This is a genomic window from Actinoplanes xinjiangensis (assembly GCF_003148685.1).
GTDB lineage: Bacteria > Actinomycetota > Actinomycetes > Mycobacteriales > Micromonosporaceae > Actinoplanes > Actinoplanes xinjiangensis.
Map to the genome: position 1 here is coordinate 92,452 of NZ_QGGR01000010.1, position 12,599 is coordinate 105,050.

The following is a 12,599-nucleotide window of genomic DNA, read 5'->3' on the forward strand; positions in this document are numbered from 1 at the left end:
GGCGGAACACCCGAGCGGGGTCCAGCCGACGGGCGACGGCCTGGTTCGGGAGACGCGTCGGGGTCGAGCGGCGGCTTGATCCGCGACGAACCGGGCGGGGCGACGGTTGGGTCGGGCGACGTCGAACCGAACGGCGGCTTGGTCCGGCGACAGCGCTGGCCCAGGCCCGGCGTCGTGCCTCGCCCGGCGTCGTGCCTTGCCCCGTGCTGGGCCCCGCCCAGTGCCGGGCCCCGCCTGGCTGGCACCGGGCCGGGGGTGGCCCGGCGGCAACGCCGGCCGCGCCAACGACCGGCGGAGAGCCACAGGTCAGCGAAGGGTGCCGATCTCCGCCTCGATCTCCGCCCGCAGCGACGGTCCGGCCACGACGGAACGGGCCTGTTCCAGGACCGGCGCCAGGAAGATGTCCGGCCCGGGTGCGCCGGCGAACGGGGTGACCGCGGCCAGCGCGGCCACCCCCGCGGCCGACGGTGTCAGCGGGGCCCGCAGTTGGAGACCGCGGACGGCCGAGAGCAGTTCGACAGCGAGGAGGCTGGTGAGGTTGTCCAGGACGGTACGCAGCTTCTTGGCCGCGGCCCAGCCCATCGACACGTGGTCCTCCTGCATGCCGCTGGTCGGCAGTGAGTCCACCGAGGCCGGTGAGGCGAGGCGCCGGTTCTCGGCGACGATCCCGGCAGCAGTGTACTGGGCGATCATCAGCCCCGAGTTGACGCCGGCGTCCGGCGACAGGAAGGGCGGCAGTTCGCGGGAGCGGGTGACGTCGAGGAGCCGGTCGACCCGGCGTTCGGCGATGGCACCGACCTCGGCGGCGGCGATGGCCAGGAAATCGGCGGCGAAACCGAGTGGCGCCCCGTGGAAGTTGCCGGTCGACTCGACCCGACCGTCCGGCAGCACGACCGGGTTGTCCACCACCGACACGAGTTCACGCTCGCTGGTCGTGTTGACGAAGTCGAGAGTGTCCCGGGCGGCGCCGGCCACCTGGGGGGCGCAGCGCATGGAGTATGCGTCCTGGACCGCGTGCGCCAGGTCGTCGCGGTGCGAATCCATGATCGCTGAGCCCTGGAGCAGCCGGTGGATGTTGGCGGCCGAGGCGGCCTGGCCGGGGTGCGGCCGGATGTCGTGCAGTTCGGGCAGGAACGGGCGGTCCGATCCGAGCATCGCCTCGATGGCCAGGGCCGCGGTCACGTCGGCCATGGTGAACAGGTGGCGGGCGTCGGCGATCGCCAGCAGCAGCATGCCGAGCATGCCGTCGGTGCCGTTGATCAGCGCCAGCCCCTCCTTGGCGGCCAGGTCGAGAGCGCTGAGGCCGGCGGCGCGCAGCGCTTCGGCGCCGGCGATGCGGGAGCCGTCCTTGGCGAGCACCCAGCCTTCGCCGAGCAGCACGAGCGCGCAGTGGGCCAGCGGTGCCAGGTCACCGGACGCGCCGAGCGACCCGTGTTCCGGCACCCACGGTGTGATGTCGTGGTTGAGCAGGTCGACGAGGCCCTGGGCGAGGACCGGCCGGACCCCGGAGCGGCCGAGCGCCAGCGACCGGACCCGCAGCAGCATCATCGCCCGGACCACTTCGCGGGGCATGGGTGCACCGATGCCGGCGGCGTGCGACCGGATCAGTGCGTGCTGCAGTTCGGCTCGGCGGGCCGGTTCGATGGAGGTGCTGGCCAGGGCACCGAACCCGGTGGAGACGCCGTAGACGGGACGCCCGGACGCCTCGATGCCGTCGACGATCGCCCGGCTCCGGGCCATCGCCTCGACGGCTTCGGGGGAGATCTCGACGCGGACGTCGCCGCGGGTCGTGCCGAGGTCGGCGGCGGAGGAGACGGAGGCACCCGAGCGGGCGACGGCGATGACGTCGGCCGCGGAGACGCCGGTGGATTGGACGGTGACGATCATTGGAGCACTCCGTTGTGCAGTACGGAACGGATGAGGGGGACACCGGGCCGGTAGGCCAGGTGCAGGTGGGACGGCGCGTCGAGGACGATCAGGTCGGCGCGGGCGCCGACGGTGATCCGGCCGACGTCGCCGCGGCGCAGCGCGTGCGCGCCGCCGGCGGTCGCCGCCCACACCGCCTCGGCCGGGGTCATCCGCATCTCGCGGACGGCGAGGGCGATGCAGAACGGCATCGAGGAGGTGTACGACGACCCGGGGTTGCAGTCGGTCGCCAGTGCGACGGTGACCCCGGCGTCGAGGAGCCGCCGCGCGTCCGGGTACGGCGAGCGGGTGGAGAACTCGGCACCCGGCAGCAACGTGGCGACCGTGGTGGAGTGCCCGCCCTCGGCGCACATGCAGTCCATCGCGGTCGAGGCGAGCGCGTCCACGTCGGCGTCGTCGAGGTGGGTGCAGTGGTCGACGCTGGCCGCGCCCATCTCGACGGCGAGCCGCACCCCGGGGCCGGGGCCGAGCTGGTTGCCGTGCACCCGCAGGCCGAGTCCGGCGGCCTGCCCGGCGGCGAGGATCGTGCGGGACTGGTCCTCGTCGAAGGCGCCGCGTTCGCAGAAGACGTCGATCCACCGGGCGTACGGGCGGGCGGCGGCCAGCATCGGGCCGGTGACCAGGCCGACGTACTTCCACGGGTCGCCGGCGTGTTCGGCGGGCACCACATGCGCGCCGAGGAACGTGGTCTCGCTGGTCAGTTCGGCGGCGATCCGCAGCGAGCGGGCCTCGTCGTCGACGTTCAGGCCGTACCCGCTCTTGATCTCGACGGTGGTGGTGCCCTGCCGCCGCATCTCGGTGACCAGCCGGGTGACGTTACGGCGCAGGTCGGCGTCCGAGGCCGCGCGGGTCGCGCCGACGGTGGTGCGGATGCCGCCGCCGGTGTACGGCTCGCCGGCCATCCGGGCCGCGAACTCCGCCGCCCGGTCCCCGGCGAAGGCGAGGTGGGCGTGGCTGTCGACGAAACCGGGCAGCACCGCGGCACCGTCGACGTCGAGGACGGAGTCGGCGGCGGGTGCCCGGCCGGCCGGGCCGACCCAGGCGATCCGGTCGTTCTCGGTCACGACCGCCATGTCCCGGGCCAGCCCCAGACGGCGGTCACTGTTGGTGACCAGTTCTCCGATGTTGGTGACGAGCACGCTCACGACGCCTCCTCCGGTTGCGGTGACCCGAAGCCCGACGCCCCGGAGACGGGCGGGTGGGCGAGGGCGAGCGCCAGTTCGCGGGGCACGTCGACCAGCGTGTGGACCCCGTCGGCGACGATCCGCCGGCCGCCGGAGATCACGTGGGTGACGTCGGCGGCGGTGGCGGCGAGGATCGCCTGCGACGGGCGGGCGCCGATGGTCCGTACGCTGGAAAGGGAGATCGCCACCAGGTCGGCCCGCATGCCGGGCGCGATGGCCCCCGCATCGTCCCAGCCGAGGGCCGCATGACCGGCCGCCGCCGTGACCAGCGACGCGGCCGTGAAATGGCCGCGGCTTTCGCTGGCCAGCCGTTCGTTCATCTCCAGTCCGCGGATCTCCTCGAACGGGTCGATCACCGCATGACTGTCGCTGCCGAGGCTGAGCGGCACGTGCGCGTCGGCGAGCCGCCGGGCCGGGCCGATGCCGTCGGCCAGGTCCCGTTCGGTGGTGGGGCAGAAACAGACGCCGGTGCCACTGTCGCCGAGCAGGGTGATGTCACCGTCGGTGAGGTGGGTGGCGTGTACGGCGGTCGTGCCCGGCCCCAGGACACCGTGCCGTTCGAGCAGCTCGGTCGGGGTGCAGCCGTGCACGGCCCGGCACTGTTCGTTCTCGGCCCGCTGCTCGGAGAGGTGCACGTGCAGCGGCCCGCGACCGGACAGCTCGGCCAACTGGTCGGCGGGCACCGCCCGTACCGAATGGATCGCTGCCCCGATGAGCGAATGCGACCCCCCACGGAGCCCGGCCACGCGGGAGGCCCACGCCGCGGCGTCGCCGTCACCGAACCGTTTCTGGACACCCTCCAGGGGCGTGCCGTCCACCCCGCCGGTGAGGTAGAGCGTGTCGAGCAGGGTGATCCGGATCCCGGCCTCGTCGGCGGCCTGGATCAGCGCGGCGCCCATCGCGTTCGGGTCGGCGTAACGGACCCCGCCCGGCGCGTGGTGCAGATAGTGGAACTCGCCGACGCAGGTGATCCCGGCCAGCGCCATCTCGGCGTAGACCGCCCGCGCCAGCGTCAGGTAGCCGTCCGGGTCGAGGGTCGCGGCGACCGCGTACATCTGTTCCCGCCACGTCCAGAAGCTGCCCCGGCCGCTGTGCGTACGGCCGCGCAGCGCCCGGTGGAAGGCGTGCGAGTGTGCGTTCGCGAGGCCGGGCAGCACCAGGCCGGGCAGCGGCTCGCCCTCGGCCGGCGACCCGGGCGTGACCGCGGTGAACCGGCCGTCCTCGATCTCGATCCGCACGTCCTCGGCCACCCCGTCACCGATCCACGCGTGCCGCGCATGGAACACCGTCCTCATGACGGGCCGTTCGCGGGCGTGGTCCGCGTCAGGTCCGCCAGCACCCGCGCCAGAGCCTCGACGCCGGCTTCACAGTCGGCGTCGGAGGCGTGTTCGGCGGGGGAGTGCGACACCCCGGTCGGGTTGCGGACGAACAGCATCGCGGTCGGCACCTGCGCGGACAGCACCCCGGCGTCGTGCCCGGCCCCGGTGGGCAGGATCGGCGCCCCGTCGAGCAGTGCGCTCAGACGGGACGCGAGCGCCGTGTCGAAGGACACCTCCGCGGTCACCGACTCGGGGGTGACCACGAGCTGGGTGCCGTCCCGGCCGGCCCGCTCGGTCGCCGTCTTCACCACCGTGTCGACGAGATGGTCGAGGGTGGCGGTGTCGGCGGCCCGGGCGTCGAGCCACCCGCGGACCAGTGACGGGATGGCGTTTGTGGCGTTCGGTTCGGCTTGGACCCGCCCGACGGTGGCGTGCGCCCCGGACAGCCGGGCCTCCTTGTTCGCGGTCAGCACCGTGAACGCGAAGGTCAGCATCGGGTCGCGCCGGTCGGTCATCCGGGTGGTGCCGGCATGATCACCGACGCCCGTGAAGTCCATCCGCCAGCGGCCGTGCGGCCAGATCGCACTGGCCACCCCGACCGGCGCCGACAGGGCGACACCCTGCTCGATGTGCAACTCGACAACGGCGGCGATCTGCCCGATCCGCGCATCCCGCCCGGCCGGCACCGCACCGAGCGCCTCAGCGAAGGAGATACCGTCGCGATCCGTCAGAGCCGCGGCCCGCGACGGATCCATGACCCCGGTCAACAGCCGGGACCCCAGGCACGGTACGCCGAAACGCGCACCCTCCTCCTCGACGAACGCCGCGATGCCGATCGGCCGGTCCGCCGGCACCCGGTCGACGGCGAGGAACGCGCTCACGATCCCCAGCGGCCCGTCGTACCCGCCCCCGTGCGGCACCGAGTCGAAATGCGAGCCGGTCAGCACGGTCCCCGGCGCCCACGGCTCACCCCGCCACGCGAACAGGTTGCCGTTCCCGTCCTCGGTGACCGTCATGTCCCGCCGCGCCGCCTGCCCCCGGAACCAGTCGCGCAGCGCCAGCTCCGGTTCGGTCAGCGCGAACCGCAGATAACCACCGCCGTCCGCCCGCCCGATCGGCGCGATCTCGGCCCACAGCCCGGCGAACCCGCTCATCGCGCCATCGGGATCTGCACGCCGCCGGCCGAGTGCGACTCGTACCCGGCGTCCACGTGCCGCAGCACACCCATCGCCGGATCGTTGGTCAGGACCCGCTCGATCTTCTGCCCGGCCAGCGCGGTGCCGTCGGCCACACACACCTGCCCGGCGTGGATGCTGCGCCCGATCCCCACCCCGCCACCATGGTGAATCGACACCCAGCTGGCCCCGGAAGCGGTGTTGACCAGCGCGTTCAGCAGCGGCCAGTCGGCGATCGCGTCGGAGCCGTCGAGCATCGCCTCGGTCTCCCGGTACGGCGACGCCACCGACCCGGCATCCAGATGGTCACGCCCGATCACGATCGGCGCGCTCACCTCACCCCGCGCCACCATGTCGTTGAAACGCACCCCGGCCCTGTCCCGCTCGCCGTAACCGAGCCAGCAGATCCGCGACGGCAACCCCTGGAACGCGACCCGTTCCCCGGCCATCCGGATCCACCGGGCCAGCGGGTCGTTGTCCGGGAACAGCTCCAGCACGGCCCGGTCGGTGGCGGCGATGTCGGCCGGGTCACCGGAGAGCGCCGCCCACCGGAACGGGCCCCTGCCCTCGGCGAACAACGGCCGGATGTACGCCGGCACGAACCCGGGGAAGTCGAAGGCCCGCTCGTACCCGGCAAGTTTCGCCTCACCGCGGATCGAGTTGCCGTAGTCGAACACCTCCGCACCGGCGTCCTGGAACCCGACCATCGCCTCGACCTGCCGGGCCATGCTCACCCGGGACCGGTCGGTGAACTCCTCCGGCTTGGTCCGCGCGTACTCGGCCATGTCGTCCAGTTCGACGCCGGCCGGCAGATAACTGAGCGGGTCGTGCGCGCTGGTCTGATCGGTGACGATGTCGATGGCGACACCCCGCGCCAGCAGCTCCGGAAAAACCTCGGCGGCGTTGCCCACCACACCGACGGACAGTGCCCGGCGCTCCGCCTTGGCCGTCAGCGCGACCGACACCGCCTCGTCGAGCGAATCGGCGACCACATCCAGATAGCGGGTGTCGACACGGCGCCGCAACCGGGTGCGGTCCACGTCCACGATCAGGCAGACGCCACCGTTCATGGTCACCGCCAGCGGCTGCGCACCGCCCATGCCACCGCAGCCACCGGTCAGCGTCAACGTTCCGGCCAGGTCACCGCCGTACTTCTTGGCGGCCACCGCGGCGAACGTCTCATAGGTGCCCTGGAGGATGCCCTGCGTACCGATGTAGATCCACGAGCCGGCGGTCATCTGGCCGTACATGGTCAGGCCCAGCTGCTCCAGCCGGCGGAACTCCGGCCACGTCGCCCAGTCACCGACCAGATTCGAGTTCGCGATCAGCACCCGCGGCGCCCACTCGTGGGTGCGCAGCACACCGACCGGCTTGCCGGACTGCACGAGCAGCGTCTCGTCACCCTTCAGCTCGTCCAGCTCACGCACGATCGCGTGGAACGACGGCCAGTCCCGGGCGGCCTTACCCGTCCCGCCGTAGACCACCAGGTCCTGCGGCCTCTCGGCCACCTCCGGGTCGAGGTTGTTCATCAGCATCCGCTTGGCGGCCTCCTGCGGCCAACCCTGGGCGGTGTACGCCGTACCGCGCGGCGCCCGGATCTCGGACATCGTCGTCTCCTCTTTCACGCCGGGAAAAGTGCCTCAGGCCAGGAAGATGTGCCGGCGGGCCGCGGTGGCCTCGAACTCCTCGAGCCGCCGCTGCACCGGTTCCGGAGCCGCGTCGCACATCGCCTGCAACAGCACCATGGCCATCGCCATCGGGCCGGTGTGCAGGTCGAAGACGAGCTGCGTACCCACCGCGGCGGGCAGCACCACGTCGGCGTGCTCGGCCACCGGGCTGACCGCCGAATCGGTGATCGCGACCACCGACAGCCCGGCCGCCCGTGCCTCGCGGACGGCCTCCACCGACTCGCGCGGATAGCGGGGGAGCACGATGGCCAGCATCGCACCGGCGCCGTCCGCGCGGGCCTGATCGAGCCGGTCCAGCAGGCTCGTCCCACCGCCGTCGAGCACCCGCACCCCACCGAAGACCTTGGCGGCGAAATACCCGAAGTACGCCGCCAGCGGTGCCGCGGCCCGCAGGCCCAGGACCGGCAGGGGACGGCTTCCGATCAGCAGCGCCGCCGCCTTGCGTACATCCTCGGGGTCGTGCAGTTGCTCCTCGAGCCGCCGCAGGTGCTCGGTCTCCGCATGCACCGCCCGCTGCATCGCGTTGCGCGCCGCCGGCTCGGCCGGCGCGTCGTCGGTGAGCGCGCGCAGCTCCCGCCGCAACGCCGGATAGCCGGAGTAGCCCAGCGCCATCGCGAACCGGGTCACCGACGGCTGGCTCACCCCGGCCAGCTCGGCCACCTCGGCCGCGGACAGGTAGGCCGCCTTCGCCGCATGCTCCACCAGGCTGTGCGCGATGCGCCGCTGGGTGGGGGTGAGGCGCGCGCCCTGGAAGAGATCGAGCACCCGCCCGGCTGCTTTGACCGCTCCGTCATTCACCCCAGCAGCTTATGCATAATATCTTTCAGAAAACCAGACTTCACGTCTGTTCAACACCCGGCCGCACACCCCGCATCGGCCGACAACGGCCAAGTCACGACGGAACGTCACTGTGGCAGGCTGACCACATGCGGATCACCTCGCTCCACACGTACCCGGTCAAAGGCTGTCACCGCCTTGACCACGACGAAGCCGCCGTCGAGCCGTGGGGCCTGGCCACCGACCGCCGCTGGATGATCGTCGACGCCGACGGTGTCGGCATCACCCAGCGTGAAACCACCGCCCTCACCGGGCTCACCGCCCGCCCCCACCCCGGCGGCCTCCGCCTCAGCGCACCCGGCATGCCCGACATCGACCTGCCCGAACCCGCCGGCGGACCCGAGATCCACGTCCGGATCTTCCGGAGCAAGACACCCGTCCCCGCCCGCATCGCCGACACCACCTGGGTGACCGCCTTCCTCGACCGCGACGCCCGCCTCGTCTGGCAGGCCGACCCCACCACCCGCACCATCGCCGACCACGCCGGGCCCGACGACAGCGTCAGCCTCGCCGACGGCTACCCCGTCCTGCTCGCCAACACCGCCTCCCTCGACGCCGTCAACGACTGGCTCACCGAAACCGGCGACGACCCCGTCCCCATCCACCGATTCCGCCCCAACCTCGTCGTCACCGGCGCACCCGCCTGGGCCGAGGACGACTGGCTCGGCCACCGGCTCCGGATCGGCGACCTCACCTTCCGCGTCGCCAAACCCTGCGGCCGCTGCCGCGTCACCACCATCGACCAGGAAACCGGCGAAACCGGACGACAACCCCTGCACGTCCTCGGCCGCCACCGCCGCTTCGGCGACGGCCTCCACTTCGCCGTCAACCTCATCCCCGACCTCACCGCCGGACAGACCGGCCGCCTCCGCGTGGGTGACCAGGTCACCGTGCAGAGTGACGGCGCCTTAGGAGTGTCTTAGAAGATTTGCCCCCACCCCCATCGGGCGACCAGGATGCCGAATCGTGAGTGCTCATCGATCCCGGTTCAGTTCCCGATGGCTCGCCGCCGGCGGCGCAGCCGTCCTCGCCGGCATCCTCGGCGTCGCCATGCTCCTGCACGACAGCGGAGCCGCCTGCGCCGCCCCACCGGGCACCACCCAGAAAAGCGGCAAGGCCACCTTCTACGACCTCGCCGGCACCTCCGGCAACTGCTCCCTCGAGGTCCCCGCCGACGACCTCTACGTCGCCCTCGGCCCCTCGGAATACTCCGAAGGCGCCTCCTGCGGCGCCTACCTCGACGTCACCGGCCCCAAGGGCAAGGTGCGCGTCAAGGTCTTCGACTCCTGCCCCGAATGCCCCGCCGGCCACATCGACCTGAGCCGCACCGCGTTCAAGAAGATCGGCACCGAGATCGACGGCATCATCCCGATCAAGTACAAGCTGGTGACGAACCCCTCCACCCCCGCGCCGATCAGCGTGCGGATCAAGGAGGGCGCCTCCCAGTACTGGTTCGCGGCCCGCCTCGACAACTACGGCAACCTGCTCTCGAAGGTCCAGGTGGCCGGCGGCGGCGGTTTCAAGACCGCCTACCGCACCGACTACAACTACTGGCTCATCGACGCCGGAGCAGGCCCCGGACCCTTCAAGATCAAAATCACCGACGTGTACGGCAACACGGCCACCGTGACCGGCATCAAGATGTCACCCGGCACCGTCCAGAAGACCGGCACCCGCATGACCGGCGGCTCCTCCACGGTCACCGCCGCCGAGAAGGCCGCCACCCCCAGCGCGAAGGCCACCACGTCCGCCCCCGCCAAGACCGCGAAGTCGGCAGCCCCGTCGGCGTCGGCGACCACCGTCGCCCCGCTCCTGGAAGCCACCACGGCTCCCGGCACCACGGCCCCCGCCACCGACCAGCCCTTGGTCGACCTGGCCGCCGCCGAGCCGGCCGCCGCCACCTGCTGACGCAGCGGATACACCGACGGGTCGCCCGCCTGGCGTATAGCCGAGTGGGCGACCCGTCGCTCTCGTAGGGCCGACGGGACTCGAACCCGCACTGTCACGGACCTAAACCGTGTGCCTGCTGCCAAATTGGGCTACGGCCCCCCGACGGCATTAATGTACACATCCGGTCGGCAATCTTGTGGAGGCGGGAGACGTCGTCCCAGGGGAATCCCGATCGGGGTGACCGCGTCGTCGTCGTAGATGACCTCCTCGTCGTCTTGGCCCGGTATCCGCTTCGTGCCCGCATAGGTGGCCGTCTGGCTATGGCAGTTGGGGCAGAGGAAGCGCAGGTTGCGTGGACGGTTGTCCAGGAAGTCCCCGTTGATGTGGTCGACGTGCAATGTGAGGGGACGTCCGTTCCATTGGGTGCCGCACCCGCATTTCTCACAGTGTTCGGGCAGGCCGATGCGGAGCAGCGCAATGCGTAACCGCTTCCCGGGGATGCGGCGCGACCCCTCCGGGAGTCGTACGAGGCGTTGATGGGGCGGCATGTTCCACACGCCGCGGTCGCCGCGGTTGTGGGCCTTGCCGGTGAAGTGTGAGGTGTCGATGCCGAGACGCTTCATCTTTCGGCTGATGTGCGCGTGTGAACCGCCGGATTGACGGATGCCGAGCGCGCGCAGGACGCCGGCGACGCTGACGGATCGCGCGGCTGCGGCGGTCAGGACTTCGGTGGTGTACTTGGCCCTAGGTGACATGAGTCAACTATACCTACGACAGTAGGCGCTAGCCAAGTGGGCGGGAGCTCGCACGGTTCCGGCGAGGGGTGGCCGGAAACGCGCACGGCGGCCGCCTTGCGGGTTAGTACCGCATGACGGCCGCCGTGAGTCCGGGTTCCGCTTGCCGGGGAAGAGGTTCGTCCTCACCATCGGCCGGGGTTGCCCGGAGTTAGGGCTTTTCCGCTGACTTTTCGGTCAGTGGGACGGTTGATCAGTCGAGACCCAGGTCGCGGCGCAGTTTGGCGACGTGGCCGGTGGCCTTGACGTTGTAGAAGGCGTGTTCGATCGCGCCGTTGTCGTCGATGACGAAGGTGGAGCGGATGACGCCGGTGACGGTCTTGCCGTACAGCTGCTTCTCGCCGAAGGCGCCGTAGGCGATGAGGACGCTTTTGTCCTCGTCGCTGACGAGCGGGAACGTGATCGCGTCGTTCTCGCGGAACTTGGCGAGTTTGGCGGGCTTGTCGGGCGAGATGCCGACGACCTCGTATCCGGCGGCCTGGAGTGAGGCCAGGGAGTCGCGGAAGTCGCAGGCCTGCTTGGTGCAGCCGGGCGTCATGGCGGCCGGGTAGGCGTACAGCACGACCTTGCGCCCGCGCAGGTCCTTGAGGGAGAGGCTGTCGCCGGTGTCGGTGGGGAGGGTGAAGTCGGGCGCGGCGTCGCCGGCGCTGAGACGCACGTTGTCTGTCATGGGACCGACGATAGTGCGGGTCATCCGGGGATTCGTTGTGTGCTCCACAGTTCGCGGGCGGCGGCGAGGTCGCGGGGCCATTCCTCGCCGCGGCGGGTGAGGGTGCGTTCGGTGATCTCGTAGTCGCCGACGAGGCGGTGGAATTCGTCGAGTACGTCCGCTTCGCGGAACGGTTTGCAGGAGAAGATGTCGACGAAGATCTCGCGGAGGTGCGGGTAGGTGTGGATCGCGGCGTGCGATTCGGCGAGGATGACGACGGCTGATTTCCCGGCTTTCTCGGGCGGGCCGTTCTCGGTGGCGACGAGTGGTCCGGCGAGGACCGTCATGCCGATACGGTCGACGAGGTCGCGCATGAACCGGGTGAGGGCCGCGTCGTCGTCGAGGAGTCGGGTCTCGGTTATGCGGGAGAGCCGGAGGGTGAGTTCGTCACCGTAATGGTCGAGCATCGTTCCTCCTCAAGCATTTGCCATAACCGTACGTTAGCAATTGTTCACGCCCCGTGTCCGCAATGGTTCATGCCAATAATCGAGTGCTGTGGATTCCGTTTCGCAGGCCATTCAGAAACCGGTTTTCGGATGATCCGAATGCCGTTCGGGAACGGAAACGGCGGCGTTCCGCAGCGTGTTCTGCACATCGAGTGCCAGCCTTCGCGAGAATTTCACGCCGTCCGGGATGGCACCGGCGAGCCGACCGGAAGTACGCTGCGCGGCACAGGCGTCGAGAGTGGAGATCAGCGCAATGAGCGAGGCGACGGACGGCACGACCCCGGCGGGCACCACCACGGTTTCCAGCGAGGTCGTCGAGAAGATCACGGTCGCGGCGGCGAAGGCCGTGCCGGGTGTGGCGGAGCTGGGCGGTGACGTGGCCCGCTTCTTCAACAGCGTGCTCGACAAGGTCGGCCTGGACCAGGTCGGCGACGGGAGCCGCGGCGTGACCGCGAAGGTGACCGGCAGCGACGTGACGGTGACCGTGGTGCTGGTCCTGGAGGCCGGCCGGGTGGTTGCCGAGGTCACCGCGGCGGTCCAGCAGGCGGTGACCTCCGCTCTCCAGGGCTACGGCCTCAACGTCCTGGCCGTCAACGTCAACGTCGACGACATCGCCGGCGTCTGACCGGAC

At 71.0% G+C, this 12,599-nt stretch carries 13 protein-coding genes and 1 tRNA gene; 3 read left to right on the top strand and 11 right to left on the bottom strand.

The window, feature by feature from the left end; translation table 11 throughout:
- Window positions 1-306 precede the first annotated feature (306 nt).
- The 6 genes from hutH to BC793_RS22880 are packed head-to-tail and all read right to left on the bottom strand — an operon-like array spanning window position 307 to window position 8,090.
- Window positions 307-1,887 carry a histidine ammonia-lyase gene (gene hutH, locus BC793_RS22855; RefSeq protein ID WP_109595454.1) on the bottom strand — a complete coding sequence of 527 codons (1,581 nt, stop codon included), beginning with the start codon at window positions 1,885-1,887 and terminating at the stop codon, window positions 307-309.
- Entirely contained in the window at window positions 1,884-3,071 is a 1,188-nt protein-coding gene (hutI, locus tag BC793_RS22860) for an imidazolonepropionase (RefSeq protein ID WP_109595456.1), read from the bottom strand. Before hutI ends, hutH begins: the two co-directional genes overlap by 4 nt.
- The gene (locus BC793_RS22865; protein ID WP_109595458.1) at window positions 3,068-4,405 is read right to left on the bottom strand and encodes a formimidoylglutamate deiminase; all 1,338 of its coding nucleotides are present in this window, start codon (window positions 4,403-4,405) and stop codon (window positions 3,068-3,070) included. Before BC793_RS22865 ends, hutI begins: the two co-directional genes overlap by 4 nt.
- Complete coding sequence (locus BC793_RS22870) at window positions 4,402-5,583, bottom strand: allantoate amidohydrolase (RefSeq protein ID WP_109595460.1); 1,182 nt, start codon at window positions 5,581-5,583, stop codon at window positions 4,402-4,404. Before BC793_RS22870 ends, BC793_RS22865 begins: the two co-directional genes overlap by 4 nt.
- The gene (hutU, locus tag BC793_RS22875) at window positions 5,580-7,211 is read right to left on the bottom strand and encodes a urocanate hydratase (RefSeq protein ID WP_109595462.1); all 1,632 of its coding nucleotides are present in this window, start codon (window positions 7,209-7,211) and stop codon (window positions 5,580-5,582) included. The genes BC793_RS22870 and hutU overlap by 4 nt, the downstream gene beginning before the upstream one ends.
- A 33-nt stretch (window positions 7,212-7,244) precedes the next feature.
- Window positions 7,245-8,090 carry a MurR/RpiR family transcriptional regulator gene (locus tag BC793_RS22880; protein WP_109595465.1) on the bottom strand — a complete coding sequence of 282 codons (846 nt, stop codon included), beginning with the start codon at window positions 8,088-8,090 and terminating at the stop codon, window positions 7,245-7,247.
- 128 nt (window positions 8,091-8,218) lie between these two features.
- Between BC793_RS22880 and BC793_RS22885 the strand changes: the two genes are divergently transcribed.
- Both BC793_RS22885 and BC793_RS22890 read left to right on the top strand, forming a co-directional pair.
- Window positions 8,219-9,052 carry an MOSC domain-containing protein gene (locus BC793_RS22885; protein WP_109595467.1) on the top strand — a complete coding sequence of 278 codons (834 nt, stop codon included), beginning with the start codon at window positions 8,219-8,221 and terminating at the stop codon, window positions 9,050-9,052.
- 43 nt (window positions 9,053-9,095) lie between these two features.
- On the top strand, window positions 9,096-10,037 hold the full coding sequence (locus tag BC793_RS22890) for an expansin EXLX1 family cellulose-binding protein (protein ID WP_239170276.1): 942 nt from the start codon (window positions 9,096-9,098) through the stop codon (window positions 10,035-10,037).
- Between the two features lie 65 nt (window positions 10,038-10,102).
- Here BC793_RS22890 and BC793_RS22895 read toward each other — a convergent pair.
- The 5 genes from BC793_RS22895 to BC793_RS48930 form a co-directional block, all read right to left on the bottom strand.
- Window positions 10,103-10,178 (bottom strand) — tRNA-Leu (locus BC793_RS22895).
- Window positions 10,169-10,774, bottom strand: a complete 606-nt coding sequence (locus BC793_RS22900) for an HNH endonuclease signature motif containing protein (RefSeq protein ID WP_109595468.1) — start codon at window positions 10,772-10,774, stop codon at window positions 10,169-10,171. Before BC793_RS22900 ends, BC793_RS22895 begins: the two co-directional genes overlap by 10 nt.
- 232 nt (window positions 10,775-11,006) lie before the next feature.
- Window positions 11,007-11,483 (bottom strand): thioredoxin-dependent thiol peroxidase, encoded by a 477-nt coding sequence (bcp, locus tag BC793_RS22905; RefSeq protein WP_109595470.1) that lies wholly within the window; start codon window positions 11,481-11,483, stop codon window positions 11,007-11,009.
- Window positions 11,484-11,503: 20 nt separating this feature from the next.
- Window positions 11,504-11,929 (bottom strand): S-adenosylmethionine decarboxylase family protein, encoded by a 426-nt coding sequence (locus tag BC793_RS22910; protein ID WP_109595472.1) that lies wholly within the window; start codon window positions 11,927-11,929, stop codon window positions 11,504-11,506.
- Between the two features lie 111 nt (window positions 11,930-12,040).
- Complete coding sequence (locus tag BC793_RS48930; RefSeq protein ID WP_146246392.1) at window positions 12,041-12,244, bottom strand: hypothetical protein; 204 nt, start codon at window positions 12,242-12,244, stop codon at window positions 12,041-12,043.
- Here BC793_RS48930 and BC793_RS22915 point away from each other — a divergent pair.
- Complete coding sequence (locus tag BC793_RS22915; protein WP_109595474.1) at window positions 12,222-12,593, top strand: Asp23/Gls24 family envelope stress response protein; 372 nt, start codon at window positions 12,222-12,224, stop codon at window positions 12,591-12,593. The two genes, BC793_RS48930 and BC793_RS22915, sit on opposite strands and share 23 nt — an antisense overlap.
- Window positions 12,594-12,599 lie beyond the last annotated feature (6 nt).

What these genes read in the sequence shown, in the direction of transcription:
- hutH (WP_109595454.1), bottom strand. Translation starts at nt 1,887, where the DNA reads ATGATCGTCACCGTCCAATCCACCGGCGTCTCCGCGGCCGACGTCATC.
- BC793_RS22865 (WP_109595458.1), bottom strand. Translation starts at nt 4,405, where the DNA reads ATGAGGACGGTGTTCCATGCGCGGCACGCGTGGATCGGTGACGGGGTG.
- BC793_RS22870 (WP_109595460.1), bottom strand. Translation starts at nt 5,583, where the DNA reads ATGAGCGGGTTCGCCGGGCTGTGGGCCGAGATCGCGCCGATCGGGCGG.
- hutU (WP_109595462.1), bottom strand. Translation starts at nt 7,211, where the DNA reads ATGTCCGAGATCCGGGCGCCGCGCGGTACGGCGTACACCGCCCAGGGT.
- BC793_RS22885 (WP_109595467.1), top strand. Translation starts at nt 8,219, where the DNA reads ATGCGGATCACCTCGCTCCACACGTACCCGGTCAAAGGCTGTCACCGC.
- BC793_RS22900 (WP_109595468.1), bottom strand. Translation starts at nt 10,774, where the DNA reads ATGTCACCTAGGGCCAAGTACACCACCGAAGTCCTGACCGCCGCAGCC.
- bcp (WP_109595470.1), bottom strand. Translation starts at nt 11,483, where the DNA reads ATGACAGACAACGTGCGTCTCAGCGCCGGCGACGCCGCGCCCGACTTC.
- BC793_RS22910 (WP_109595472.1), bottom strand. Translation starts at nt 11,929, where the DNA reads ATGCTCGACCATTACGGTGACGAACTCACCCTCCGGCTCTCCCGCATA.
- BC793_RS22915 (WP_109595474.1), top strand. Translation starts at nt 12,222, where the DNA reads ATGAGCGAGGCGACGGACGGCACGACCCCGGCGGGCACCACCACGGTT.